The organism is Streptomyces sp. NPDC002573 (genome assembly GCF_042889625.1).
Lineage (GTDB): Bacteria > Actinomycetota > Actinomycetes > Streptomycetales > Streptomycetaceae > Streptomyces > Streptomyces gibsoniae.
Genome location: NZ_JBIARC010000033.1, coordinates 16,383 through 42,093 on the forward strand (window position 1 = coordinate 16,383; position 25,711 = coordinate 42,093).

A 25,711-nucleotide genomic window follows, 5' to 3' on the forward strand; every position below is an offset into this window, starting at 1 on the left:
GCGCGGCACGTGAACCAGAACTACGCCGTCCCCGCGGTCGCCCTGGTCGTCCTCGCGACCGTTCTCGTCGGCGCCTTCGGCCTGCGCGTCTCCCGCACCACCTCGGACTTCTACGTCGCCTCCCGCACCGTGGGCCCCCGCCTCAACGCCGCCGCGATCAGCGGCGAGTACCTCTCCGCCGCCTCCTTCCTGGGCATCGCCGGGCTGGTCCTCGTGCAGGGCCCCGACATGCTGTGGTACCCGGTCGGCTACACCGCCGGCTATCTCGTCCTGCTGCTGTTCGTGGCCGCCCCGCTGCGCCGCTCCGGCGCCTACACCCTGCCCGACTTCGCGGAGGCCCGGCTCGCCTCGCAGCAGGTGCGCCGGCTCGCCGGGGGTTTCGTCGTCGGGGTCGGCTGGCTGTATCTGCTGCCCCAACTCCAGGGCGCGGGGCTCACCCTGGCCGTGCTGACCGGCGCGCCCGAGCCGCTCGGCGGGGTCCTCGTCGCGGTGGTGGTGGTCGCGACCGTCGCCGCGGGCGGCATGCGCAGCATCACCTTCGTCCAGGCCTTCCAGTACTGGCTGAAGCTCACCGCACTGCTCGTCCCCGCGCTGTTCCTGGCGGTGGCCTGGCAGGGCGACGGCGCACCGCGCGCCGCGTTCGCCGAACCCCCGGCCTTCCGCGACCAGCGGGTCGTACGCATCGACGACACCCTCGACCTGCGGCTCTCGGGCCCGCTCTCCGTCACCGCCACCGGCACCCTCGACGGACGGCACTACACGGCACAGCGCGTGCGGCTCACCACCGGCGTCCACCGCATCGGGCACGGCACCCGGCTGACCTTCGACCGGGGCGACCGCGTCCCCGCCCCTGTCACCGACCGCGGCGGCGGCATCTCCGCCCCGCCCGACTCCGGCCGCGAGAAGCGCCCGCTGTACGCCACCTACGGACTGATCCTCGCCACCTTCCTCGGCACCATGGGCCTGCCGCACGTCGTGGTCCGCTTCTACACCAGCCCGCACGGAGTCGCCGCCCGCCGCACCACCGTCGCCGTACTCGCCCTGATCGGCGCCTTCTATCTGCTGCCGCCCGTCTACGGCGCGCTGGGCCGGCTCTACGCCCCCGAGCTCACCCTCACCGGGAACGCCGACGCGGCCGTACTGCTGCTGCCCGGCCGGATGACCGGCGGTCTCGGCGGGGACCTGCTGGGCGCCCTGGTCGCGGGCGGGGCCTTCGCCGCGTTCCTGTCCACCGCGTCGGGTCTGACCATGGCGGTGGCCGGGGTGCTCACCCAGGACGTGCTGCCGTCGCGGGGCGTGGGGCACTTCCGGCTCGGCACGCTGCTGGCCATGGCGGTGCCGCTCGTGGCGAGCGTCCTGGTGGGCGGGCTGCCCGTGGCCGACGCGGTGGGACTCGCCTTCGCCGTGTCCGCGTCGTCGTTCTGCCCGCTGCTCGTGCTGGGCATCTGGTGGCGGCGGCTGACCCCGCCGGGCGCGGCGGCCGGGATGCTGGCCGGCGGCGGCTCCGCGTTCGTCGCCGTGGCGCTGACCATGGTGGGCCACCCGGCCACCGGCACCGCGCACACCCTGCTCGCCTGGCCGGCCCTCTGGTCCGTACCGCTCGGATTCCTCACCATGGTGCTGGTGTCCCTGGCGACACCGGGCCGGGTACCGGACGGGACCGCCGCGATCCTGGCCCGGTTCCATCTGCCCGAGGAACTGCGCGCGGAGGCGGAGGCATGAGCGGTTTCCTCGCGGGCCTGTGCGTGGCCGTACTCCCGCTGCTCGCCGCCGGGTTCTGGCTCGGGCGGCGCACCGCACGCCCCGAGACCCTCGGCGGGCTCGGCACGCCCGTCGAGCACGCTACGTTCCAGACCCTGCACACCGCCTCCCTGGCCGCCCCGCCCCTGCGCGCCGGGCTCACCGAGGAGACCGCCCGCAGATCCGCGCGGCGGCTGCGCACCCTGCTCGGCACCGACGCCCTCTGCCTCACCGATCGGGAGTCCGTGCTGGCCTGGGACGGTGCGGGGGAGCACCACCGCGACGAGGTGCTCCAACGGCTCGCCGGCCCGCTGGAGAGCGGCTGGGGCGAGGCCTTCCGGCTGCGCTGCGACGCCCCCGACTGCCCGCTGCGCTGGGCCGTCGTCGCCCCGCTCACCGTCGACGACCGGGTGCACGGAACGCTGGTGGCCTGCGCGCCCCGTGAGTCCGCGGTCCTCGTCCGGGCCGCCGGCGAGGTCGCCCGCTGGGTCTCCGTGCAACTGGAGCTGGCGGACCTCGACCGGTCCCGCACCCGGCTCATCGAGGCCGAGATCAAGGCGTTGCGCGCCCAGATCTCCCCGCACTTCATCTTCAACTCGCTCGCGGTGATCGCCTCGTTCGTGCGTACCGACCCCGAGCGCGCCCGCGAACTCCTCCTGGAGTTCGCCGACTTCACCCGCTACTCGTTCCGCCGGCACGGCGACTTCACCACGCTCGCCGACGAACTGCACGCCATCGACCAGTACTTGGCACTGGTACGGGCCCGCTTCGGCGACCGCCTCTCGGTCACCCTGCAGATCGCCCCCGAGGTGCTGCCGGTCGCCCTGCCGTTCCTGTGCCTCCAGCCGCTCGTGGAGAACGCCGTCAAGCACGGACTGGAGGGCACCGCCGACAGGCGCCACATCAGCATCACCGCCCAGGACGCGGGCGCCGAGGCCGTGGTCGTCATCGAGGACGACGGCGCCGGGATGGACCCCGAGCTGCTGCGCCGCATCCTCGCCGGGGAGGCCGGACCCTCCGGCGGCATCGGCCTGTCCAACGTGGACGACCGGCTGCGCCAGGTCTACGGCGACGACCACGGGCTCGTCGTCGAGACCGCCCCGGGCGCGGGCATGAAGATCACTGCCCGGCTGCCGAAGTACCAGCCGGGAGTGCACTCGGCCGGGCGGCTGCCCCGGCCATGAGAGCTCACGCGTCGCGCGTCAGGACCATGCCGAGGGTGATCAGGCCGAGCACGACCCAGCCGAACCACAGCCAGCCACTGCTGCCGAGCGCCACCGTGTAGGCCGTCACCACGACGAGCCCACCGACGGTCAGCACTCCCATCGTCTTCGTGGAACCGGGCATCGCAACACCCTCCTCATGGTTCGTCCTTCCCCATGGTGCCCCCGTTCTCCCGCTGCACGGTGCATACGACCAGATGAGTTCGGGAGGACACCCAGGCGGCGTTTCCCGTCCAGGAGGCGGCCGTATAGATGTTCGGGTCGTAGCCGTGGTCCTTCGGCGGCACGTCCCGCGCGCATGCCTGGTCCGACTCCGTCTTCGCCTTGGCCAGGGTCATGTCCGGGGCCAGCCGGGTGAAGCCGAGCACCTGCTGGTCGTGCGGCCCGGCGCAGGAGACCAGCTGTGCCGCCGACCGGGACAGGACGTCCAGGCAGTCCCGTTTCTGCATGTTCGCCGTGTCCACGAACGTCATCCCCGGCTTGCGGCGGTCGCCGAGCGGCCCGTAGACCGGCCCGTGCGAGCCGAGCACCAGACACGCTGTGCGCCGTCCTGCCGCCGCGAAGCCCGCGGCGGTCGGGACCACGGCGTAACTGCGGACGTCCGCGAGCTTCCCGCGGATGTCCCGAGTGCGCTCCTCGCACAGGGCGGGGCCCCGCCGGCGCGCCTCGTCGGCGGACGCGTCGGTGACGAGGGCCATGACCTGTCCGTCCGGACTCTCGTCGTGGCAGCTCGGATCCAGCGTCAGCCGTGGAGGGGGCCCCTGGAACGGTTGCCCCGGCCAGGCGGCGACGACGCAGTCGCCCTCCTTGAGCGGGCGGCTGAGCGCGACGGACTTCCCGTACGGTGCCGCCGTGCCGCCGGACGCCGCGCGGTGCACGGCGTACCAGACCCCGCCCAGCGCGAGGGCGAGACCGAGGAGGCAGGCGACGAGGGCCCGCACGGCGTGCGCCCGCCGCGGATGCGGCTCGCGGCGGACGAGCGGCGGGCCGAACCCCGCTCCGAAGCCCGCTCCGACCCCAGCGCCGCTCGCCGCGGCGGGCCCGCCCTGGCTGTAGGACGTGGTGGGCGCGGTGGGCGCGGTGCCCGGCCCCGGCCGTGCCCAGCCGGTCGGCGCGCCCCCCGCGGTGGGCGCCAGGTCGACCCGGGTGCGCGGATGCGGTTGCGGGGTGACGACCGCCGTCAGCGCGGCCGCGGTGTCGTGCGCCGTGATCCGCTGCGCCGGGTCCTTGACCAGCATCGCGGTCAGCAGCGGCGCCAGCGCCCCGGCCTGCTGCGGCGGCCGGGGGTCCTCCAGGACCACCGCGGTGACCGCCGCGAGCTGAGTGTCGCGCTCGAAGGGCCCGCATCCCTCCACCGAGAAGTACAGCGTGCAGCCCAGTGAGAACAGGTCGGCGGCGGCGGTCGGGGGCCCGCCCGTGGCACGCTCCGGCGCCAGATAGCCCGGCGTCCCGATCAGTGCGGACGCCATCGTGTGCCGGGTCTCGCCCGCGTCCGGCTGCACCGCGATGCCGTAGTCGGTGAGCAGGACACGGGCGTACGGCGTCCCGGAGCGGTCCGGCGCCAGCAGGATGTTCGCCGGTTTCACGTCCCGGTGCATGACGCCCCGCTCGTGCCCGGCGGTGAGCGCGTCCAGCACGGCGAGCCCGATGCGCGCGCACTCGGCGGGGGCGAGGGGGCCGTTCCGGTGGACCCGCTCCCGCAGGTCGAGCGCGCCCGGCACGTACTCCATGACGATCCACGGCAGACCCTCGTGCTCCAGTACGTCGTGCACGGTCACCACATGCGGGTGGCCGCGCAGCCCGGCCGCGTGCCGGGCCTCCGCGCGGGCACGGGCCACCCGGGCGGTCCGTTCCCCGGTCGCCTCGACCTGATCGAGGAACGCCACCTCCTTGAGGGCGACGTCGCAGGCCAGCCGTTGGTCGTGGGCGCGCCACACCTGGCCCATGGCGCCGCTGCCGAGCCGGTTGAGCAGACGGTAGCGGCCGGCGATGACCCGGCCCACTCCGGACTGCGGTGATCCTGCTGCCATCCCATCACTTCCGAATTCGGGTCGTGCCGGTGGTGGGTGAGGCGCCTGCCCCGCCTGTCGCGGCGGAGGTCGGGCTGAGGTGGGGGGTCGTGGGCGGGCCGCCTGCCGTGGCGGAGGCCGGGCCGCTGTGAGGTGCCGTGGGGGAGACGCTTCGGGCGGTCGGTGACGAGCCGCCTCCGGCTGTGGGGGACGAGTGGGGCGGCGGGGACGAGCGGACGGTCGTGGGCGAGCCGCCGCCGGCTGTCGGGGACGAGCGGACCGAGGGAGACGAGCGGGCGGTCGACGCCGAGCTCCCTCTGGCCGTCGGGGACGAGCGGGTCGACGGGGACGAATAGCCCGAGGGAGACGAGCGGGCGGTCGAGGGCGAGCTCCCTCCGGCTGTCGGGGACGAGCGGGCCGTCGGGGACGAGCGGGCGGTCGAGGGCGAGCTCCCTCCGGCTGTCGGGGACGAGCGGGCCGTCGGGGACGAGCGGGCGGTCGAGGACGAGCCCCCTCCGGCCGTCGAGGACGAGTGGCCCGACGGGGACGAGCGGGACAGGGAGGGTGACGACGAGCCGCTCGACGATGCCGTCGTCGGCGGTGAGGAGACCCGTCCGCTGTCACTCGCCGTGGCCGAGGAGGCGCCCGACTCGCTCGGCGTCGGGCCGCCGGACGACGGGGTAGGTGACCCGCCGGTCTGATCCCGGCCGGTGCCGTCGTCGGTCGGCCCCGCCGTTCCCTTCCCGGACGAGTCGGAGGCGCCCGGCGCCTGGGGGCCGTCCGTCTCGCCCGTGTCCACCGACAGCGTCACGTACCGGCCGAACGCCAGCTCCGTGCCGGGCCCGGGATCCGAGCCCGTGACCGCCGCGTCGTCGGACGGCGCGCCCTGGCTGGCGTAGGCGACCGCGAGCCCCTCGGCCGCGAGCCGCCGTACGGCCTCCGCGTACCGCAGTCCCGTCACATCGGGCACCTTGTGCCGTACCCGGGTGTCGAAGGAGGAGTCGTGCCCGCCGGCCGTGCCCACGGGCCGGTCGAGCCCCCGGTCCGGGTCGTCGACGTCGACGAGCGCGAGCCGCGTCAGCCGCTTCGGGGCGGGATGGACCGTCACCACGGAGGCCGGGTTGTACCCGGCCCACTTCTCGTCGGCGCCCTCGAACTTGACGGAGATACGGGTGGTGTCGCCCCGGAAGGGGCGCAGCGGATTGCCGCAGGAGCACTTCACCGTCGGCTGCCCCCGCTCGTCCACCAATACCGCGATTCCGGCCTGGAGCAGGGAGTCGAAAGGTGTGGCCCTGCCGTTTTTGAAGTCGTGGTTCTGTACGAGGGTGTCGTGACGCAGAAGGACGGGTGTGAGCCGGTCCAGATATTCCGGGATCCCCCTCTGGTCAATACCTTCGACCTGCGCCCAGACCTTGGCCTTCGGGGCGTTGTGCGGATCGGTGAGGAATTGCTTCAGCCGGGCGACGTCACAGACCGTCGGGGTGCGTGAACCGCCGTAGAGCCCCGGTGTGTCGCCCGCCTGCAGGCCGCCGGGCGCCCGGCCCGCCCGGACCGTGGTGTCGCGGCCGAGACCGCTGCGCTCGTCGAAGAAGGGGGCCAGCGACGGAACCCCCGCGGCGACGGCCTTCACCGCGTACACCTGTACGTTTCTGCCGCATCCGCTGAGGATCAGTACGGCGGCCAGAAGAAATCCGATCCTCCGGATCGCTGATTTTCCGGTCTTTCGAAGGAATGCACGACGTGTCATCACCGCTCCCCCCGGCGGTCCCCCTGTGCCCTGCCGAGCGGAGGCAGGGCGCCGGGCACCAGGTTACCGAATGCGGGAGCATTTCAGGTGACTTGAAAGGACTTGGAAGAAAAGAGAATTCAGCGCTGTCGCGGAACTCAGCGGCCGCGTGTGTTGAGTGAGGCCAGATAGGCGTTGTACGCCTCGAGTTCCCTGTCGCCGTCGCGGTCCGCGGCGCGGTCCTTTCGCTTGGCCTGCCGTTGTTCCGAGCGGTACCACTGGAACAGCAGCGCGAGAAGCACCAGTACGGAGGGGACCTCGCTGAACGCCCAGGCGATGCCGCCCGCCGAGGTCTGGTCCGCGAGGGCGTCGATGCCGAGCGAGGCGGGCGGGTGCCGGTAGGTGCCGACCATGGGCGTGGACGCCATCATCAGCGCGATGCCGAAGAACGCATGGAACGGCATGCCCGCGAACAGTTCCAGCATCCGCATCAGATAGCCGGGGCGGTTCGGGCCGGGGTCGACGCCCATGATCGGCCAGAAGAACGCCACGCCCACGGCGAGGAAGTGCACCATCATCGCGATGTGCCCGGCCTTGGACTGCATCAGGAAGTCGAAGATCGGCGTGAAGTACAGCGCGTACAGGCTCGCGATGAACAGCGGGATGGTGAACGCCGGGTGGGTGATGACCCGCACATAGCGGCTGTGCAGCAGCATCAGCAGCAGTTCGCGCGGTCCCTTGCGGTCGCGGCCCGCCGTGGGCAGCGCGCGCAGCGCCAGTGTGATGGGGGCGCCGAGCAGCAGCAGGATCGGCGACAGCATGCTGATCACCATGTGCTGCACCATGTGCACGCTAAACATGACCATGCCGTAGTCGTTCAGCTTGGTGCACATGACCAGCATCACCGTCAGCACACCGATGACGTACGACACGGTCCGGCCCACCGGCCACTTGTCCCCGCGCCGTACGAGCCGGGCCACGCCCCATCCGTACAGCCCCAGTCCGACCAGGCAGGCGACGAGAAAGAACGGGTCGGCGGACCATACCAGGCCCCTCGCCAGCGTGAACGGCGGCAGGTCCATGGTCATGCCGTGCCCGCTGTGATCCATCCGCCGGCTCCTGATTCGTGGGGGTTGTGCGCTGTCTGTCCGCACCAGAGTAGAACCGCCCCCGGTCGCCACTGCGACCGGGGGCGGACTCTTCGACTCCGTACGCGGTCAGTCCCGCACCGCACGCGACCGGCCCCGTGCTACAGCACGCACTCGGCCTCGGCGTACCTGTCCTCCGGCACCGTCTTCAGCGTCTCCACGGCCTCCGCCAGCGGCACCATCACGATGTCCGTGCCGCGCAGCGCGGTCATCTTGCCGAACTCGCCGCGGTGCGCCGCCTCCACGGCGTGCCAGCCGAACCGGGTGGCGAGCACGCGGTCGTAGGCCGTCGGCGTGCCACCGCGCTGGACATGCCCGAGGATCACCGGGCGGGCCTCCTTGCCGAGCCGCTGCTCCAGCTCGATGGAGAGCTGGCGGGCGATGCCGGCGAAGCGCTCGTGGCCGTAGATGTCCTTGCCGCCCTCGTCGAACTCCATGGTGCCCGGCTTCGGCTTGGCGCCCTCGGCGGCCACAACGATCGCGAACCGCTTGCCGGCGTCGAACCGCTCGCCGACCCGCGCCGTCAACTCGTCGATGTCGAAGGGGCGCTCCGGCACGACGATCGCGTGGGCACCGGCGGCCATGCCGGAGTGCAGCGCGATCCAGCCGGTGTGGCGGCCCATGACCTCCACGATGAGGACGCGCTGATGGGACTCGGCGGTGGTCTTCAGCCGGTCAAGCGCCTCGGTCGCCACGCCCACGGCGGTGTCGAAGCCGAAGGTGACGTCCGTGACGGCGATGTCGTTGTCGATGGTCTTGGGTACGCCGACGATCGGCAGCCCGTTGTCGGACAGCAGCCGGGCCGCCTTGAGCGTGCCCTCACCGCCGATCGGGATGATCGCGTCGATCCCCAGTTCCTCGACGTGGCCCTTGGCCCGCTCGACCCCGTCCCGCAGATGCTCCGGGCGGACCCGGGAGGAGCCGAGGATGGTGCCGCCGCGCGCCAGGATGCCGCCCACCGCGTCGAGGTCGAGCTTGAGGTAGTCGCACTCCAGAAGGCCCTTCCAACCGTCCCGGAAGCCGATGACCTCGTCGCCGTGGTCGGCGACGGCGCGGTGCACGACGGACCGGATGACGGCGTTCAGGCCGGGGCAGTCGCCGCCGGACGTGAGGACACCAATGCGCATAGCCCGAAACAACCTTCTCCACGTGAGCCGGGACCGGACCACGCTGTCCGGCTCGATCCCCGCCAGCCTACCGGCGGTGGGGGGCCGGGCAGCACCGTGCGTCCGCCTGCTGGACGCACCCGCTCACCTGTGCGGACGAGGTGTCAGACGGGCCCGTTGCGCCCGGCGGACCGGTGGGTGTACGGACCGCCGGGCGGGCTCCGCGGAACCGTTTCGGGACCGCATTTGCCGGTGTCAGGCAGGCTGCTCCGCGGCCGTGATCCGCTCGTTGCGCAGCGCCTCGTACCAGCGGTCGTCGACCGGCGGCAGCGCGTTGACGTCGAGCGCCAGCTTGAGCAGCAGGTCCGCGATCAGCGGGTTGCGCGCGAGCACGGGACCGTGCATGTACGTACCGAAGACGGTCCCGTTGTACGCGCCCTCCGTGCCGTCGCCCGTGCCGTTGCCCTTGCCCAGCCGCACCTGCGCGAGCGGGCGGGCGTTCGGGCCGACGTGCGTCACGCCCTGGTGGTTCTCGAAGCCGGTGAGCGGGGGCAGGCCCAGCCGCGGGTCGATGTCCCCGAGCACGTCGCCGACGCACCGGTCGCCCTCGCCGCGCACCGAGACCACGTCCAGCAGGCCGAGGCCCGGCTCGCGCTGCCCGAGGTCGTTGATGAACTCGTGGCCGAGGATCTGGTAGCCGGCGCAGACCGAGAACACGATCGCGCCGTTCTCCACGGCCCGGTACAGACCGCCGTCACGGCGCAGCCGCTCGGCCGCGAGCCGCTGCGGACGGTCCTCACCGCCGCCGATCAGATAGATGTCGCCGGACGTCGGGATGGGCTGGTCGCTGCGCACGTCGAGCCGGGCCACGTCCAGGCCGCGCTGGCGGGCCCGGCGCTCCACCACGAGCGCGTTGCCCTGGTCGCCGTAGGTGCTCAGCAGGTCCGGGTAGATCCACACCAGACGCAGGCTGTTGTCACTCATCGATGATCGTCCTTCGTGGTCAGTTGCCGACGCGGCGGCGCAGGTCCTGGAACGCGGTGTAGTTCGCGATGACCTCGATGCGGCCCGGCGGAGCGAGCTGGACGGCCTGGTCGAGGTCGTCGCAGACCTGGAAGGACTGGTTCGCGACCTCCAGGCGCACGGCGAGGTCCAGCTTCCGGTCGCCGATGACGAAGATCGGGTGGCCGGTCAGCCGCGTGTAGTCGACGTCCCACAGCCACGAGGTGTCGGTGCCGTCCGCGCCGCGCGCGTTCACCGACAGGATCACCGGGGCCGGCGGCGGGTCGATCAGGGAGAACGTCTCCAGCCAGCCGGCCGGGTTCTTCGCGAGCAGCAGACGCAGGTCGCGGCCCTGGAACTGGACGACGTCGTAGCGTCCGGCCACCGCCTGCACCTGGTACATCCGCTCCAGCGCGACCTGCGGCGGCACACCGAAGACGGCGGCGACGGCGGCCGAGCTGGCGGCGTTGGCCTTGTTGGCGCGGCCCGGCAGCTGAAGGTGGATCGGCCAGGCGGAGCCGTGCGGGTCGAGGACGTGGTCACCCGAGAGCACCCAGGACGGGGTCGGCCGGCGGAAGCCGCACTCGCCGCAGAACCAGTCGTCGCCGGGGCGCTGCATCACACCGCCGCAGGACGGGCAGGACCAGGCGTCGTCCTTCCACATCTGGCCGGCCGCGACCCAGATCACATTCGGGGACGACGAGGCGGCCCACACGACCAGCGGGTCGTCGGCGTTGGCGACGACCACGGCCTTGGAGCCGGCCAGGCCCTCACGCCAGTTCTCGGCGAGCATCCGGGTCTCGGCGGCGCGGTCGAGCTGGTCGCGCGAGAGGTTGAGCAGCGCGATGCACTTCGGGTCGGTGTCGCGGGCGACGCCGGCGAGGTACTTCTCGTCGACCTCGATGACACCGAACTTGGCGTCCGAGCCGCCGGCCAGCGCCGAGGTGATGCCGGCGGGCATGTTGGCGCCGAGCGCGTTGGAGACGACCGGGCCCGCGGCGCGCAGTGCCTCCGCGATCAGCCGGGTGGTCGTCGTCTTGCCGTTGGTCGCCGAGACCAGGACGACGTCCAGGTTCTGGGCGAGCCGAGCGAGCAGATCGGGGTCGAGTTTGAGCGCCACTCGGCCGCCGATCACCGATCCGCTGCCGCGCCCCGCGGCGCGCGATGCCGCAGCGACCGCCTTGCCCGCGGTCACGGCCAGCTTGGCCCGCGGCGTCAGCGGGTCCGAGTTGCCTGCCATCAGTTCTCGATCCTCCTTGCATACGGCGCCGCGCCCAGTCCCGGCAACGTGTGGACCTCAGCCTATCGAGATCCGTTCACGCGCCCGAACCGCGGCACCACCCCGGCGCCCACGCGACCCTGACGACCGTACCCTTGCCGCCATGCGACACCGTTTCATCCCGGGCGCCCGAGGGCACGTCCGGCCCCTTACCCTGCTCGGCGACCCGGTGCTGCGCGCCCCGGGCGCGGAGGTCACCGACTTCGGCCCCGAACTGGCCCGGCTCGTCGAGGACATGTTCGCCACGATGTACGCCGCGCGGGGCGTGGGGCTGGCGGCGCACCAGATCGGCGAGCCGCTGCGGGTGTTCGTGTACGACTGCCCGGACGACGACGAAGTGCGCCATTTGGGACATGTGGTGAACCCACGACTCGTCGAGGCGGACGGTGTGGTTCTGCGCGGGCCGGAGGGATGTCTGTCCGTGCCGGGCCTGGAGGCGGGCACGGAGCGCTACGACCGTGCCGTCGTCGAGGGCCGCACGGTGGACGGGGAGCCGGTGCGTGTGGAGGGTACGGGATGGTTCGCGCGGTGCCTGCAGCACGAGTGCGACCACCTCGACGGCGGTCTCTACGTGGACCGGCTCGACGGCTGGCGGCAGCGCAAGGTGATGTGGCAATGGCGGCGCAGGGCGCCCCGGTAGGGACGCGCCCGCGCCGTCCTCCGACGTCGTGAGGGGCCGTGGCGCGGCGGGGTCCTCAGAACCCGGGCCTCAGAACCCGGGCCCTCCGACGCGGTCCCCGGCGGCCGCGAGCCGCCCCCACAGCAGGTCCGCCAGGCTCCGTACCAACTCGGCCCGGGTGCAGGGCCGCTCACCGAGCCACCAGTCGCCCGCCGCGTGCATCATGCCGACGATGCCGTGTCCCCACACCCGGGCGAGCTGGTGGCTGCCGGGGCCGAGGTCCAGGCGCTCCTCGATGAAGACGGCCAGCTCCTCGCCCATGCGGCGCAGCACCGGGATGGAGTGCCGGCCGGTGTCGAAGCCCTGGTCGTTCTGTGAGCCGCCCTCCGCGGGATGCATCAGGAAGCGGTAGACCTGCGGCCGTGCCTCGATGGCCGCGAGATAGGTGTCGAGGGTGGCCTCCACCCGCTCCCGCCGTTCGGCCGGGGCGTCCAGTGCCGCCCGCAGCGATTCGAGGAGCGCGTCCGTGTGGCGCTTGGCGAGCGCGGCGTACAGTCCGCCCTTGTCGCCGAAGTGTCGGTAGAGGATCGGTTTGGTGATGCCGGCCTCGGCGGCGATGGCGTTCATCGAGGCCCCGGGGCCGTCGCGCAGCACCACCCGGTCGGCGGCCTCCAGCAATTCTCGCCGTCGGCGGTCGGCGGACCGTTGCTGCTCGGTCCGCTGCGTGGTGTCCATGGTCTCTCCCCACCCGTGCTGTATCGGTGACGCCTGCGCAAACTAACACTGAAAGGCGAGTCAGTATCGAACGAGCTGCCGACCGCCCGTCGTGGAGGGCGCCTCGGCCTGGGAGTTGACTTCTCCTACTGGTGAGTAACAGACTGAAGTTACCGCAAGTAACAGGTTAGCGCAGTACTGGAGGGGACATGGCCGAGTTCACCATGGAGCTCAACGACGAACAGAAGGAGGTCCGGGACTGGCTGCACGGCTTCGCCGCCGATGTGATCCGCCCCGCGGCCGCCCAATGGGACGAGCGCGAGGAGACTCCCTGGCCGGTCATCCAGGAGGCGGCCAAGGTCGGCATCTACTCCCTCGACTTCTACGCCCAGCAGTACTTCGACGCCACGGGCCTCGGCATCCCCATGGCGATGGAGGAGCTGTTCTGGGGTGACGCGGGCATCGCGCTGTCGATCGTCGGCACCGGACTCGCGGCCGTGGGCGTCCTCGCCAACGGCACCGAGGAGCAGATCGGCACCTGGATCCCCCAGATGTACGGCGATGTCAACGATGTCAAGGTGGCCGCGTTCTGCTCCTCCGAGCCCGACGCCGGCTCCGACGTCGCCTCCATGCGCACCCGTGCGGTGTACGACGAGGCCAAGGACGAGTGGGTGATCAACGGCACCAAGACCTGGGCCACCAACGGCGGCATCGCCAACGTCCATGTCGTGGTCGCGGTCGTCGACCCGGAGCTGGGCTCCAAGGGACACGCCTCCTTCATCGTCCCGCCGAACACCCCGGGCCTCGCCCAGGGCCAGAAGTTCAAGAAGCACGGCATACGCGCCTCGCACACCGCCGAGGTCGTCCTCGACAACGTCCGCGTCCCCGGCTCCTGTCTGCTCGGCGGCAAGGAGAAGCTGGACGAGCGCCTCGCCCGCGCCCGGGAGAAGGCGAAGGCGGGCGACGGCGAGCGCGTGAAGAACGCGGCCATGGCGACCTTCGAGGCCTCCCGCCCGGCGGTCGGCGCGATGGCGGTGGGCACCGCCCGGGCCGCGTACGAGGTGGCGCTCGACTACGCGCGCACGCGCGAGCAGTTCGGGCGGCCGATCATCGACAACCAGGGCGTCGCCTTCCAGCTCGCGGACATGCGGACGCAGATCGACGCCGCCCGGCTGCTGGTGTGGCGGGCCTCGTGGATGGCGGTCAACGGCAAGCCGTTCACGGCGGCCGAGGGCTCCATGTCGAAGCTGTTCGCCAGCGAGACGGCGAAGAAGGTCACCGCACAGGCGATCCAGATCCTCGGGGGCAACGGCTACACCCGGGAGTACCCGGTGGAGCGGATGCACCGTGACGCGGCCATCTACACCATCTTCGAGGGCACCAGCGAGATCCAGCGGCTGGTGATCGCGCGCACCCTGTCGGGCATGCCGATCCGCTAGCGGTGCCTGCCGTTGTCCCGGGTGCGTGACGAGGCGTGCGCCGGCGTCCGGCTCAGCGGTGTCTGAGCGGTGTGAGCTGCTCGATGTCGTACCGCCTGCGCAGCGCCTCGATCGCCTCCTGGTCCGGCGGACCCCCGTCCGCGAGGATCTCCAGCAGCTCCTCGAAGTAGCGTTCGTGATCCGGCGGAGGAGAGGCCTGGAAGAACACCTTCGCCGGGGTCTCCGTCGGGTTCGCGAACGCGTGGGGGCAGCCCGGCGGTACGACGATGACCGTGCCCGGGGTCGCCCGCACCACCCGGCGGCCCGAGCTCGACTCCCATCTCTGCCAGTGGTCGGGGGTCCGTACCCGGGGCTCGAAGGCCAGCACGTCCAGCTCGCCCTCCAGGACGTAGAACAGCTCCTCGCTGCGGGAGTGGACATGCGCGCCCACGTCGAAGCCGGGCGGCACGATCACCTCGAACGTGGACGCCATGCGCGAGTGCGAGCCGGTCACCTTGAACGTCACATGCTGCGCGGGCGTCCGTACGACGCGGCCGTGGCCGGGCGGTACGAACAGTCCCTCGGCCGCGGCCACCCTGTCGGTCGTCGTCACGTTCCGTTCTTCCCGTTCTTGGACACGTGCCAGCGGCCCAGGGCCATCTCCGCCGTGATGCCCGGCCCGAAGCCTGCCAGCAGGCCCCGCGCCGTGTGATCGGCACCGCCCGCATCGAAGAGCCGGCGCAACGCGTCCAGGACGACCGCGCTCGCGATGTTGCCGTACTCGGTCAGCGTGGCCCGGCTGAACCGGAACGCCTCCGGCGGCACCCGCAGGAACTTGCTCAGGTCGTCCAGGATTCGCGGACCGCCTGCGTGGATGATGTAGAAATCCAGGTCGGAGGCGTTCCAGCCATGCTGGCGTGCCAGTCCCTGGAGGGCCGGGGCGAGGGGTTCCATCGTGGTCGGCACCCGCTTGTCCAGCAGGAAGTGGAATCCGGTGGCCCGGACGTCGTACGCGATCCACTCCTCGGTCTTGGGGATCAGGTACGACCCGTTGCGCTCCAGCTTGACGCCGGTTCCGCCCTTGCCGCGGACGACGGCGGCCGCGATGCCGTCGCCGAACAGGCCGTTGGACAGCAGCGAGCCGACGCCCAGATCGGTGGGCTGGTAGCACAGCGAGCAGAACTCGCAGGCCACGATGAGCACGTTGCCGTCCGGGTAGGCCCGGCAGAAGTCGTGCGCCCGGTTGATGGCGGCGCCGCCCGCGGCGCAGCCCAGCTGGGCGATGGGTATCTGCCGCGTGTCGGAGTCGAAGTCCATCGCGTTGATCAGCCACGCGGTCAGCGAGGGCATCATGAACCCCGTGCACGACACGTAGATGATCACGTCGATGTCCGTGGTGAGCAGCTCGGCGTCGTCCAGCGCCCGCTGGACGACCGCGGGCACCCGGGCCTTCGCCTCGGCCTCGTAGAGATTGTTGCGCTCCTCGAAGCCGGGGTGCTTCAGGGTCTCCTCGATGGGCTGCACGATGTGCCGGGTACGGACCCCGGTGTTCTCGATCAGTCGCAGCGCCAGCGGGAGTTGGGGGTGGTCCGTGTGGCGGGAGCGTGCCAGTTCGAGTGTCTCCTCCATCGTGATCACATACTCAGGAACGGAAACCGCGGGTCTGCACAGAGTGGCCATGGAGCGCGCCTTCTTTCGCCTTGGCGGGGGACTCGTCGTCCCCCGGCGGAAGGGGTTCACCCGTTTGAGGTGTTCACCCACGATCGCCCGGCGGGCCTGCGATATCTCGTCGGGTTACTCCGCTTCAGTGATGCACGCACAGTGACATTCCGGGCATGCTCGGTGAGCCGAACGAGTCGGAGGAGGAGCGTCGATGGCGCGCACGGCCAGGGAACTGCTGGAGGAGTCCGCCCGGAAGCTGGCCCCGGATCCGCACGCCAACCGGTTGCTTCCGCTGATCGCCCGGGGCGCGGCCAAGCCGACCACCCTCGCGGCGCTCGCCCTCGAACAGCGGGAGGTGATCGCCGCGGACCGCAGGGCGTTTCTGCATCTGTCCGAGCGCTCGCGGGACGCGCCCGCGAGCGCGGCCTTCTTCACCGCACTTGCGGAGGGTGAGGCGGTGGCTCAGGATCGTCTGGGTGCCTTCGCCGCGGTCTGCCGGGCCGACGAGACCGCGAACATCTACGAACCGCCGGCGGACTGCCAGGGCTATCCGGCCTACGTGGCCTGGCTGGCCCTGAACGGGCAGCCGGCCGACGTCGTCCTGGCCCTGAGCGCCAACTTCGCGGCCTGGGGCGGCTACTGCGCGTCGATCGCGCAGGCGCTGCGCCGCCACTACGGCTTCGACGACGCGGCCTGCGGCTTCTTCGACTTCTTCGCGGACCCGTCACCGGACCTGCACCGCAGGGCCGAGGAGGCCGTGCAGGAGGGCCTGGACACCGGTCGTCTGGACGAGGAGTGCGCCCATCGCTACGGCCGGCTGCTCCAGGGGTACGAGACCCGGTTCTGGCACGCCCTGTGGGAACTGGACGCGCGCACCTGACCGCTGCCCGGCGCCCCCGGCGGCATGGGCCGGGCCGGAGGCGTCCCTAGGGCAACGAGCCGCTGCTGTGCGCGATGCACGCCACATCGATGCGGTCCGCCAGCTTGGCCAGCTCGATGGTCAGCGCGGCCACGGTGTCCTCGTCGAGCCCGTCCTCACCGGCCTCCACCAGGCGCACCCACCGGCCGCCCACCGTGCGCAGCAGCTTGCTCACGTCCGCGGCCGCCACCTGCAATGTGCCGTGGTCGTCGACGATCAGAGGCAGGGTCACTTCGCGGTTCACAGCAGGGATCGTAACCGCGGAAGGCTCACGCCCCGTGCCACACGGTGGTGATGTTGCAGAACTCGCGGATTCCGTGCCCCGACAGCTCCCTGCCGTAGCCGGACCGCTTGACCCCGCCGAACGGGAACGCCGGATGAGACGCCGTCATCCCGTTGATGTACACGCCCCCGGCCTCAAGGTCCTGGACGAAACGGTCCACCTCGGTGCCGTTGTGCGTCCACACGTTCGAACTCAGTCCGAACGGCGAGTCGTTCGCGATCGCCACCACCTCGTCGATGCCGGCCGCCCGGTAGAGCGTGGCGACCGGGCCGAACGCCTCCTCGTGGTGGATGCGCATCTGCGGGGTGACATCGGCGAGGACGGTCGGCGGGTAGTACCAGCCTGGACCGTCCGGGCGCGCACCGCCGCACAGCACCGCCGCACCCCGGGCGGCCGCGTCCTCGACCAGCTCCTCCACGTCGGCGCGGCCCTGCTGACTGGCGAGCGGCCCGACCTCGGTCTCCTCCTCCATCGGGTCGCCGACCCGCAGCGCCTTCATCCTGGCGGTGAACCGCTCGGCGAACGCGTCGAACACATCGGTGTGCACGATGAACCGCTTGGCGGCGATGCACGACTGCCCGTTGTTCTGCACCCGGGCCGTCACCGCCACGTCCGCGGCCCGCTCCACGTCCGCGGACGGCATCACGATGAACGGATCGCTGCCGCCCAGCTCCATGACCGTCTTCTTGATCTCGTCCCCGGCGACCGACGCCACGGACCGGCCGGCCGGTTCGCTGCCCGTGAGGGTCGCGGCCTTGATCCTCGGGTCGCGCAGAATGCCCTCCACCGCGCCGGAGCCGACGAGCAGGGTCTGGAAACAGCCCTCGGCGAAGCCCGCCCGGCGGAACAGGTCCTCCAGATAGAGCGCCGTCCGGGGAACGTTCGAGGCGTGCTTGAGCAGCCCCACGTTGCCCGCCATGAGCGCGGGCGCGGCGAAGCGGACCACCTGCCACAGCGGGAAGTTCCACGGCATCACGGCCAGGACCGGGCCGAGTGGCCGGTAGCGCACGATCACCCAGGCGGCGCCCGAGTCCTTCACGTCGTACTCGGCGGGCTCCTCGTCGGCGAGCAGCTCCTCGGCGTGCTCCGCGTACCAGCGCATCGCCTTGGCGCACTTCGCGGCCTCCGCGCGAGCCTGCCTGACCGGCTTGCCCATCTCGGTGGTCATCACCCGGGCGATCTCCTGCTCGTCCTCCTCCAGCAGGCCGGCCGCCCTGTTCATCCGCAGGGCCCGTTCGGCGAACGTGGTCGTGCGATGGGTGCGGAACGCGGCCGCGGCGGTGGCGAGCCTGCGCTCGATCTCCTCCTCGGCCAGGGCGTCGTACGTCTCGAGCGTCTCGCCGGTCGCCGGATTGACGGTGGCGATGGGCATGCTGACCTCCTGAGAACAGGCTCTGCTACGACCTTCCCGCGCGGCGGCCACCACCGCAACGCGGCTGCTGTGTCAGCCCGAGTGCTCCGCGAGCCGGTCGAGAAACGCGGCCTGTGCCGTCACGATCAGCTCACGGGCCCGGTCGAGGCCGAACCACTCCACCCGGTCCAGCTCGGGGAACTCCTGAAGGCGCCCCGAGCGCGGCGGCCACTCCATCGTGAAGGTGCCCGGGACGATCGACGCCGGGTCGAGGTCGGCCTCCAGGGCCCATGCCGTGACCACCTTGCCGCCGCGCTGCCGCACCTCGCCCAGCGGCACGGCCTCGCCGTCCGGCGGCGGCAGCCCCAGCTCCTCCCGGAACTCGCGGCGGGCGGCCTCCCAGGAGGGCTCCCCGGACTCGTACTCGCCCTTGGGCACGGTCCACGCCCCCTCCTCGCGGCGGGCGAAGAACGGGCCGCCCATATGGCCGAGCAGGACCTCCGGGCCGTGGTCGGTGCGCCGGAACAGCAGCAGACCGGCGCTGCGCCGCGGCCGCCCGCTCATGGCACCACCCCGGGGTGCGCGGCCAGTAGGGTCTCCAACGTGTCGGCCTCCTCGGGCCGCTTGTCCTCGCGGTAGCGCACCACCCGGGCGAAGCGCAGGGTGACGCCGGCCGGGTAGCGGGTGGACCGTTGGAGCCCGTCGTACGCGATCTCGACGACGAGTTCGGGCCGTACGGTCACCACCCAGCCGTCGTCCTCCACCGCCAGTTCCCCGAGCCGCTCGGTCTGCCACGCGAGCATCGCGTCCGTCATGCCCTTGAACGTCTTGCCGAGCATCACGAAGGAGCCGTCCGGGGCGCGGGCCCCCAGATGCAGATTGGACAGCCTGCCGGTGCGGCGGCCGTGGCCCCGCTCGGCGGCCAGCACCACGAGGTCGAGGGTGTGCACGGGCTTGACCTTGAGCCAGGAGGCGCCGCGCCGCCCCGCGCTGTAGGGGGCGTCGAGGGCCTTGACCACCACGCCTTCATGGCCGCGCGCCAGGGTCTCGGCGAGGAAGGCCTCCGCGGTGGCCGTGTCCGCGAGCCCCTCCACCACCGTGCGCCGCACCCGCATCGGCTTCGGTACGAGCCGGGCCAGCTCCGCATGGCGTTCGGCGAAGGGCAGGTCCAGCAGGTCCCGGCCCTCCACCGACAGCGCGTCGAAGAAGACGGGGGAGACGGGAACGGCCGCGGCGGCGGTCGCCACGTCCAGCCGGGAGCCGACCCGTCCGGCGGTCTCCTGGAAGGACCGCGGCCGTCCGTTCTCGTCCAGCGCGATGACCTCGCCGTCCAGGATGAACCGCTCGCCCGGCAGCCCCAGGGCCGCCGTCGTGATCTCCGGCAGCCGGGCGGTGATGTCGTCGAGGGTGCGGGTGTGGATCCGTACGTCGTCGCCGTCGCGGTGGACCTGGACGCGGATGCCGTCGAGCTTCTCCTCCACGGCGCACGCGCTGAGCTTCCCGATGGCCTCGGCGACGGACGGCGCGGTGTGCGCGAGCATCGGCAGCACCGGTCGGCCGACCGTGAGCCGGAAGGCGCCGAGGGCCTTCGTGCCCTCGGCGAGCAGGGCCCGCGCCACGACCTGGAGCGACCCGGCGAGCATGACGGCCCGCCGGACCTCCACGGGAGGGGCCCCCGTCGCCTCGGCCAGCCCCTCCACGGCGAGGGCGTCCAGCGCCCCCTGCCGCACCTCACCGGTCAGCAGCCTGGTCAGATACCGCTGCTCGTCCGCGGTGGCCGCCGCCAGCAACTCGCCGACCAGCCGCTTGCGCTCCGCCTGGGAGCCGGTGCCGGTGACCTCGCCGATCCGGCTCAGCCGGGCGTCCACGTCCCGCACGGTGAGCGTGGGCTCGGCGGCGGGCTCGATCCGCTGCCCGAGGAGCTTCCAGCCGATGCCGAGCCGCCCCTGCGGCAGCCGCCCGGCCAGATACGGGATGACGATCGGCACGTCGTCCGCGTCGGCGTCCCGGAACAGCTCGCCGAGCAGCGTGATCTTCCGGGAGCGCGCCGACGCGGCGGCGACCTCCCGGGACACACGGGCCAGCCGGGCGAGAAGCATGCAGTCATGGTGCACCGCGGGCGGCGGCTCTACACCCGGGCGACCGCGTCCAGATCCGCCATGAGCAGCTCCCCGTTGATCGCGGCCCCGGCCCGGTAGCCGCGGCTGGCCGCGTTCACGATCTGCTCCGCGAAACCGGTCGCGTTGCCCGCCGCCCACAGACCGGGCACGGTCGTCAGCCCCCGCTCGTCGACCACCGGATAGCTGCCGAACGGGGTCTCGCTCAGCTCGGCACCCAGCCGCTCGAACAGACCGGTGCGCGGGACGGCCCGGGGCGCGACGAACAGCACGGAGCGGTCGTGGACCGTACCGTCCGCGAGCCGGACCCCGGTGAGCCGGTCCTCCTCGGCCACCAGCCCCGCGACCTCGCCGGACACCACACCGACCCCGGCCGCCGCGAGCCTGCGCAGATCGAGGTCGGTCAGCTCCTCCTCGGCCACCGTGTGCAGGAACAGGGTCACGTCCTTCGACCACTGGGAGACCATCAGCGCCTGATGCGCGCTCAGCGGGCTCGTCGCGAGCACCCCGAACGGCTGGTCGCGCACCTCCCAGCCGTGGCAGTACGGGCAGTGCAGCACGTCCCGCCCGAATCGCTCGGCGACCCCGGGCACCGGGGGCAGCTCGTCCCGCAGACCGGTGGCGAGCACCAGCATGCGGGCGTGCACGGAGCTCCCTCCCGCGAGCGTCACGTCGAACTCGCCGCCGGGGTCCCGGACGACGTCCACCGCCTGATCCCGGACCAGCTCCACGCCGTAGCGCGCGATCTCCTCGCGGCCCACCGCGAGGAGATCGGCGGGCGGCATGCCGTCCCGGGACAGATAGCCCTGCAGATGAGCGGCGGGCGCGTTGCGCGGTTCGCCCGCGTCGACGACGAGCGTGCGCCGCCGGGCCCGGCCCAGGACCAGCGCCGCCGACAGTCCGGCCGGCCCGCCTCCGACGACGACCACCTCGTACGTCCGGCTGTTGTTCTCGGTCATCGCGACCGTCATGGTGACCACCTCCGCCGGAACCGTCGCCCGGCCGCCACGGCATTGACAAACTTATTTGCCGGAACTGCAATGAGGTCCATGAGTACGGACGAGGTTCTCGCGGGTGTGGGCCCGAGGCTGCGGCGGCTGCGCAAGGAGCGGGAGGTGACGCTCGCGGGGCTCTCGGAGGCGACCGGTATCTCCGTCAGCACGCTCTCGCGCCTGGAGTCGGGCCTGCGCAAGCCCAGCCTCGAACTGCTGCTGCCGATCGCGCAGGCCCACGAGGTGCCGCTCGACGAACTGGTCGGCGCCCCGCCGGTGCGGGACCCCCGGGTGCGCGGCGAGCCGATCGTCCGCTACGGCCGCACCCACTTGCCGCTCACCCGCCAGCCCGGGGGACTTCAGGCCTTCAAGGTGGTCGAGCCGCAGCGCAAGCTCGATCCGGACCCGCGGACGCACGAGGGCTACGAGTGGCTGTACGTGCTCTCCGGCCGGCTCCGGCTCGTACTGGGCGAGCACGATGTGGTGCTGGTGGCCGGCGAGGCCGCCGAGTTCGACACCCGGGTGCCGCACTGGTTCGGCTCGACCGGGGAGGGGCCGGTCGAGTTCCTCAGTCTGTTCGGGCCCCAGGGCGAGCGGATGCACGTACGGGCGCGGCCCCGCCGCCCGTGACGCGGGCGACTGTTCCCTGATCGGCAAGCGACCGCTTAGTATGCGATCGACCCGGTCAGCGAACACGACCAGCACAGCCCTCTGGAGGCCGCGCATGCAGGCATGGCAAGTGCACGAGAACGGTGAGCCGAGCGAGGTGATGCGACTCGCGCAGGTGGAGCCGCCCACGCCCGGCGACGGCCAGGTCCTGCTGAAGGTGCGGGCCGCGAACGTCAACTTCCCGGACGCCCTGCTGTGCCGCGGCCAGTACCAGATCACGCCGCCGCTGCCGTTCACACCGGGCGTCGAGATCTGCGCGGAGACCGAGGACGGACGGCGGGTGATCGCCAACCCGGTGCTGCCTCACGGAGGCTTCGCCGAGTACGCCGTCGCCGATGCCGCTGCCCTGCTGCCCGCCCCCGAGGCCCTCGACGACGCCGAGGCCGCGGCCCTGCACATCGGCTACCAGACGGGCTGGTTCGGTCTGCACCGCCGGGCCGGTCTGCAGGCCGGCGAGACACTGCTCGTCCACGCTGCCGCCGGAGGGGTCGGCAGCGCGGCCGTGCAGCTGGGCAAGGCCGCCGGCGCCACCGTCATCGGCGTCGTCGGCGGCGCCGACAAGGCTGCCGTCGCCCGCGAACTGGGCTGCGACGTCGTGATCGACCGCCGCGCCGAGGACGTCATCGCCGCCGTGAAGGAGGCCACCGGCGGCCGGGGCGCCGATGTGATCTACGACCCGGTGGGCGGTCAGGCCTACGCGCAGTCCGCGAAGGTCGTCGCCTTCGAGGGACGCATCGTCGTCGTGGGCTTCGCCAGCGGCCAGATCCCGAGCCCCGCGCTCAACCACGCCCTCGTCAAGAACTACTCCATCGTCGGGCTGCACTGGGGCCTGTACAACACCAAGAACCCCAAGCTGATCCAGCACTGCCACGAGCAGCTCACCGAGCTGGCCGCGCAGGGCGCGATCAAGCCGCTGGTGAGTGAGCGGGTGCCGCTGGGCGAGGCCGCGGACGCCGTGCAGCGCGTCGCCGACGGCCTCACCACCGGCCGGATCGCCGTCGTACCGGAGAACGGAGCCGCCGTATGACCGACGCAGCCGAACTGCGCGAGCGCACCCGCTCGTTGCTGGCCGCCCACCCGCCCGGCGGCACCGACCGACTCGACTTCCTGCGGGCCCAGTTCGACGCCGGACTCGCCTGGGTGCACTACCCGGAGGGCCTCGGCGGCCTCGGCGCCTCGCGCTCGCTCCAGCCGGTCGTCGACGCCGAACTCCAGGCCGCGGGCGCGCCCGACAACGACCCGCGGCGCAACGGCATCGGGCTCGGCATGGCCGCGCCGACGATCCTGCGCTACGGCACCGAGGAACAGCAGCGCCGCTACCTGAGGCCGCTGTGGACGGGCGAGGAGGTGTGGTGCCAGCTCTTCAGCGAGCCCGGCGCGGGCTCCGACCTCGCGGCGCTCGGCACCCGTGCCGTCCGCGGCGAGTCGGGGGACTGGATCGTCAACGGGCAGAAGGTGTGGACCTCCGGCGCCCATCTCGCCCGCTGGGCCATCCTCATCGCCCGCACGGACCCGGACCTGCCCAAGCACCAGGGCATCACCTACTTCATCTGCGACATGACCGACCCCGGCGTCGAGGTCCGGCCGCTGCGGCAGATCACCGGTGAGGCCGAGTTCAACGAGGTGTTCCTCACCGACGTCCGCATCCCCGACGACCGCCGCCTCGGCGAGATCGGCGACGGCTGGCGCGTCGCACAGACCACGCTGATGAACGAGCGGGTCTCCATCGGCGGCATGCGGATCCCGCGTGAGGGCGGCATGATCAACCCGGTCGTGCGGACCTGGCGCGAGCGGCCCGAACTGCGCACCCACGACCTTCATCAGCGGCTGCTGACGCTGTGGGTCGAGGCCGAGGTCGTCCGGCTCACCGGCGAACGGCTGCGCCAGCAGCTCGCCGCGGGCCAGCCCGGCCCCGAGGGCTCCGGCATGAAGCTCGCCTTCGCCCGCCTCAACCAGGAGATCAGCGGTCTGGAGGTGGAACTCCGCGGCGAGGAGGGCCTGTTCTACGACGACTGGACCCTTCGCCGGCCCGAACTCGTCGACTTCACCGGCCGCGACGCCGGCTACCGCTATCTGCGCGCCAAGGGCAACAGCATCGAGGGCGGGACCAGCGAGGTCCTGCTGAACATCGTCGCCGAGCGTGTCCTGGGCCTGCCCGCCGAGCCGCGCACCGACAAGGACGTCGCGTGGAAGGACCTGTCCCGATGAACTCGCAGCCGACGCAGCCCGATCTGCTGTACTCGGAGGAGGAAGAGGCGCTGCGCGCCGCCGTCCGGGACCTCCTGACCGACCACTGCGACCCCGCGGGCGTCCTCGCCCGCGCCGAGTCGGACACCCCCCACGACCGCGCCCTGTGGAAGGCGCTCACGGAGGGCATGGGCCTCGCGGGGCTGCTGGTGCCGGAGTCCCTGGGCGGACAGGGCGCCTCGCACCGCGAGACGGCGGTCGTCCTGGAGGAGTTGGGGCGCGCGGTCGCCCCGGTGCCGTATCTGACGAGTGCCGTCGTGGCGACCGAGGCCCTGCTCGCCTGCGAGGGCGACGAGGCCGCCGGGCTGCTCGCGGAGCTCGCGTCCGGCCGCAAAGTGGGCGCGCTCGCGGTCGGGCTCTCCGCCGGTCCCACGGGCGCCCCCGGCGCCGTACGGCAGGACGGCGGGCTGCTGCACGGGGAGGTGACCGCCGTCGCGGACGCGGCCGTCGCCGATGTGCTGCTCGTCCCCGCCGAGGACGGTGCCCTCTACGCGGTGGACGCGGCCGACGTGACCGTCACCCCGCATGTGTCCTTCGACCTCACCCGGCCCCTCGCGGCCGTCACCTTCGACGGGGCGCCGGGACGCCGGCTCACGGAGGACGCCGGGACGGCCGTGCGACGCGCCCTGCGGGCCGGTGCCGGACTGCTCGCCTCCGAGCAACTCGGCCTCGCCGACTGGTGCCTGACCGAGACCGTGCGCTATCTGAAGGAGCGCAAGCAGTTCAACCGGCCCGTCGGCGGGTTCCAGGCGCTCAAGCACCGGCTCGCACAGGTGTGGCTGGAGGTCGTGGGTGTGCGGGCCGCCGCCCGCAACGCCGCCGACGCGCTCGCGGCGGACAGCGCGGACACGGACGTCGCGGTCGCCGTCGCCGCGGCCTACGCGGCCCCGGTCGCCGTGCACGCCGCCGAGGAGGCCGTCCAGTTGCACGGCGGGATCGGAATGACCTGGGAACACCCGGTCCATCTGTATCTCAAGCGGGCGAAGGCGGATGCGACCGCCTACGGGAGTGCCGGGCGCCACCGTGCGGCACTGGCCGAACTGGTCGACCTGCGGCCCGCGTTGTAGCCGGCCGCGCAACGGGCCCGCCGCCCCGTGGCAGCGGGCCCGTCGGGCGCCCGCCGCCGGGCGAAGTCGAACCCCCGATTCCCAAAAGCCGTGGGAGAACCACACGTTCGGGGGACACGTCAGCCGCCCGGACCACCCCTTCGCTACGCCACACTTGCGGCCGAAAGCCGCGTCATGGGCGTGGCGAAGGAGGGTGACGATGGCCGTTTCCATCTCTGTGGTGCTGTTGCTCCTGATCATTGCGGTGATCTACATCCGCAACGGTGCGCTGAAGATCTCCCATGCGCTGATCTGCATACTGCTGGGCTTCTTCCTGGCGAGTTCCAGCATGGCGCCGACGCTTCACCAGGGCCTCTCGGAGACGGCGCAGATCGTCAGCGGCCTGCACCCCTGACCGTCGGAGAGCGACCGTCAGGGGCG

General features: G+C 72.2%; 25 protein-coding genes. 10 read left to right on the forward strand and 15 right to left on the reverse strand.

Features of this window, described 5'->3' with window-relative positions; all coding sequences use genetic code 11:
- The first annotated feature begins 9 nt into the window (after window positions 1-9).
- On the forward strand, window positions 10-1,722 hold the full coding sequence (locus ACFYX0_RS27740) for a cation acetate symporter (RefSeq protein ID WP_388974048.1): 1,713 nt from the start codon (window positions 10-12) through the stop codon (window positions 1,720-1,722).
- On the forward strand, window positions 1,719-2,924 hold the full coding sequence (locus ACFYX0_RS27745; protein ID WP_388974049.1) for a sensor histidine kinase: 1,206 nt from the start codon (window positions 1,719-1,721) through the stop codon (window positions 2,922-2,924). The genes ACFYX0_RS27740 and ACFYX0_RS27745 overlap by 4 nt, the downstream gene beginning before the upstream one ends.
- A gap of 4 nt (window positions 2,925-2,928) precedes the next feature.
- Here ACFYX0_RS27745 and ACFYX0_RS27750 read toward each other — a convergent pair whose 3' ends face one another.
- The 7 genes from ACFYX0_RS27750 to ACFYX0_RS27780 form a co-directional block, all read right to left on the reverse strand.
- On the reverse strand, window positions 2,929-3,087 hold the full coding sequence (locus ACFYX0_RS27750) for a hypothetical protein (protein WP_355908090.1): 159 nt from the start codon (window positions 3,085-3,087) through the stop codon (window positions 2,929-2,931).
- Between the two features lie 13 nt (window positions 3,088-3,100).
- A complete protein-coding gene (locus tag ACFYX0_RS27755; protein ID WP_388974051.1) occupies window positions 3,101-4,993 on the reverse strand; it encodes a protein kinase in 1,893 nt (630 codons plus the stop codon).
- A gap of 4 nt (window positions 4,994-4,997) precedes the next feature.
- Window positions 4,998-6,602, reverse strand: coding sequence for a DUF6777 domain-containing protein (locus ACFYX0_RS27760; protein WP_388974052.1), 1,605 nt, complete (start codon window positions 6,600-6,602; stop codon window positions 4,998-5,000).
- A gap of 254 nt (window positions 6,603-6,856) precedes the next feature.
- Complete coding sequence (locus tag ACFYX0_RS27765) at window positions 6,857-7,807, reverse strand: cytochrome c oxidase assembly protein (protein WP_388974054.1); 951 nt, start codon at window positions 7,805-7,807, stop codon at window positions 6,857-6,859.
- 140 nt (window positions 7,808-7,947) lie between these two features.
- Window positions 7,948-8,973: a 6-phosphofructokinase gene (locus tag ACFYX0_RS27770; protein WP_311691442.1), complete on the reverse strand. Its 1,026-nt coding sequence runs from the start codon at window positions 8,971-8,973 to the stop codon at window positions 7,948-7,950.
- A 234-nt stretch (window positions 8,974-9,207) separates the two neighbouring features.
- Entirely contained in the window at window positions 9,208-9,936 is a 729-nt protein-coding gene (locus ACFYX0_RS27775; RefSeq protein WP_388974056.1) for a type 1 glutamine amidotransferase, read from the reverse strand.
- A gap of 19 nt (window positions 9,937-9,955) precedes the next feature.
- A complete protein-coding gene (locus ACFYX0_RS27780) occupies window positions 9,956-11,194 on the reverse strand; it encodes a MurT ligase domain-containing protein (RefSeq protein WP_355908077.1) in 1,239 nt (412 codons plus the stop codon).
- Window positions 11,195-11,336: 142 nt separating this feature from the next.
- Between ACFYX0_RS27780 and def the strand changes: the two genes are divergently transcribed.
- Window positions 11,337-11,873 (forward strand): peptide deformylase, encoded by a 537-nt coding sequence (gene def, locus ACFYX0_RS27785; protein ID WP_311691448.1) that lies wholly within the window; start codon window positions 11,337-11,339, stop codon window positions 11,871-11,873.
- A gap of 69 nt (window positions 11,874-11,942) precedes the next feature.
- Here def and ACFYX0_RS27790 read toward each other — a convergent pair whose 3' ends face one another.
- Window positions 11,943-12,587: a TetR family transcriptional regulator gene (locus ACFYX0_RS27790; protein WP_311691450.1), complete on the reverse strand. Its 645-nt coding sequence runs from the start codon at window positions 12,585-12,587 to the stop codon at window positions 11,943-11,945.
- 188 nt (window positions 12,588-12,775) lie between these two features.
- On the opposite strand from ACFYX0_RS27790, the gene ACFYX0_RS27795 reads away from it, so the two are divergent.
- Window positions 12,776-14,005 (forward strand): acyl-CoA dehydrogenase family protein, encoded by a 1,230-nt coding sequence (locus ACFYX0_RS27795; RefSeq protein WP_355908073.1) that lies wholly within the window; start codon window positions 12,776-12,778, stop codon window positions 14,003-14,005.
- 52 nt (window positions 14,006-14,057) lie between these two features.
- Here ACFYX0_RS27795 and ACFYX0_RS27800 read toward each other — a convergent pair whose 3' ends face one another.
- Window positions 14,058-14,579: a cupin domain-containing protein gene (locus tag ACFYX0_RS27800; RefSeq protein WP_388974142.1), complete on the reverse strand. Its 522-nt coding sequence runs from the start codon at window positions 14,577-14,579 to the stop codon at window positions 14,058-14,060.
- 14 nt (window positions 14,580-14,593) lie between these two features.
- The gene (locus ACFYX0_RS27805) at window positions 14,594-15,724 is read right to left on the reverse strand and encodes a type III polyketide synthase (RefSeq protein ID WP_388974144.1); all 1,131 of its coding nucleotides are present in this window, start codon (window positions 15,722-15,724) and stop codon (window positions 14,594-14,596) included.
- A gap of 133 nt (window positions 15,725-15,857) precedes the next feature.
- On the opposite strand from ACFYX0_RS27805, the gene ACFYX0_RS27810 reads away from it, so the two are divergent.
- Window positions 15,858-16,526: a transcriptional regulator gene (locus ACFYX0_RS27810; protein WP_388974058.1), complete on the forward strand. Its 669-nt coding sequence runs from the start codon at window positions 15,858-15,860 to the stop codon at window positions 16,524-16,526.
- Between the two features lie 46 nt (window positions 16,527-16,572).
- On the opposite strand, the gene ACFYX0_RS27815 is transcribed toward ACFYX0_RS27810, so the two are convergent.
- The 5 genes from ACFYX0_RS27815 to ACFYX0_RS27835 form a co-directional block, all read right to left on the reverse strand.
- Entirely contained in the window at window positions 16,573-16,809 is a 237-nt protein-coding gene (locus tag ACFYX0_RS27815) for a DUF6213 family protein (protein WP_311691456.1), read from the reverse strand.
- A gap of 25 nt (window positions 16,810-16,834) precedes the next feature.
- On the reverse strand, window positions 16,835-18,220 hold the full coding sequence (locus ACFYX0_RS27820) for an NADP-dependent succinic semialdehyde dehydrogenase (protein WP_388974060.1): 1,386 nt from the start codon (window positions 18,218-18,220) through the stop codon (window positions 16,835-16,837).
- Window positions 18,221-18,292: 72 nt separating this feature from the next.
- Window positions 18,293-18,763, reverse strand: coding sequence for an NUDIX domain-containing protein (locus tag ACFYX0_RS27825; RefSeq protein WP_388974062.1), 471 nt, complete (start codon window positions 18,761-18,763; stop codon window positions 18,293-18,295).
- Window positions 18,760-20,298: an ATP-dependent DNA ligase gene (locus ACFYX0_RS27830; RefSeq protein WP_388974064.1), complete on the reverse strand. Its 1,539-nt coding sequence runs from the start codon at window positions 20,296-20,298 to the stop codon at window positions 18,760-18,762. Before ACFYX0_RS27830 ends, ACFYX0_RS27825 begins: the two co-directional genes overlap by 4 nt.
- Before the next feature lie 29 nt (window positions 20,299-20,327).
- Window positions 20,328-21,287, reverse strand: coding sequence for an NAD(P)/FAD-dependent oxidoreductase (locus ACFYX0_RS27835; protein WP_388974066.1), 960 nt, complete (start codon window positions 21,285-21,287; stop codon window positions 20,328-20,330).
- Window positions 21,288-21,365: 78 nt separating this feature from the next.
- Here ACFYX0_RS27835 and ACFYX0_RS27840 point away from each other — a divergent pair, with 78 nt between their 5' ends.
- From ACFYX0_RS27840 to ACFYX0_RS27860, 5 genes are all read left to right on the forward strand, one after another.
- The gene (locus ACFYX0_RS27840) at window positions 21,366-21,938 is read left to right on the forward strand and encodes an XRE family transcriptional regulator (RefSeq protein WP_311691466.1); all 573 of its coding nucleotides are present in this window, start codon (window positions 21,366-21,368) and stop codon (window positions 21,936-21,938) included.
- A 94-nt stretch (window positions 21,939-22,032) separates the two neighbouring features.
- Window positions 22,033-23,004 carry an NADPH:quinone oxidoreductase family protein gene (locus ACFYX0_RS27845; RefSeq protein ID WP_388974068.1) on the forward strand — a complete coding sequence of 324 codons (972 nt, stop codon included), beginning with the start codon at window positions 22,033-22,035 and terminating at the stop codon, window positions 23,002-23,004.
- Window positions 23,001-24,185: an acyl-CoA dehydrogenase family protein gene (locus ACFYX0_RS27850; protein WP_388974070.1), complete on the forward strand. Its 1,185-nt coding sequence runs from the start codon at window positions 23,001-23,003 to the stop codon at window positions 24,183-24,185. The genes ACFYX0_RS27845 and ACFYX0_RS27850 overlap by 4 nt, the downstream gene beginning before the upstream one ends.
- On the forward strand, window positions 24,182-25,291 hold the full coding sequence (locus ACFYX0_RS27855; RefSeq protein WP_388974072.1) for an acyl-CoA dehydrogenase family protein: 1,110 nt from the start codon (window positions 24,182-24,184) through the stop codon (window positions 25,289-25,291). The genes ACFYX0_RS27850 and ACFYX0_RS27855 overlap by 4 nt, the downstream gene beginning before the upstream one ends.
- Before the next feature lie 199 nt (window positions 25,292-25,490).
- Window positions 25,491-25,685, forward strand: a complete 195-nt coding sequence (locus tag ACFYX0_RS27860) for a hypothetical protein (protein ID WP_355908050.1) — start codon at window positions 25,491-25,493, stop codon at window positions 25,683-25,685.
- The last annotated feature ends 26 nt before the right edge of the window (window positions 25,686-25,711 follow it).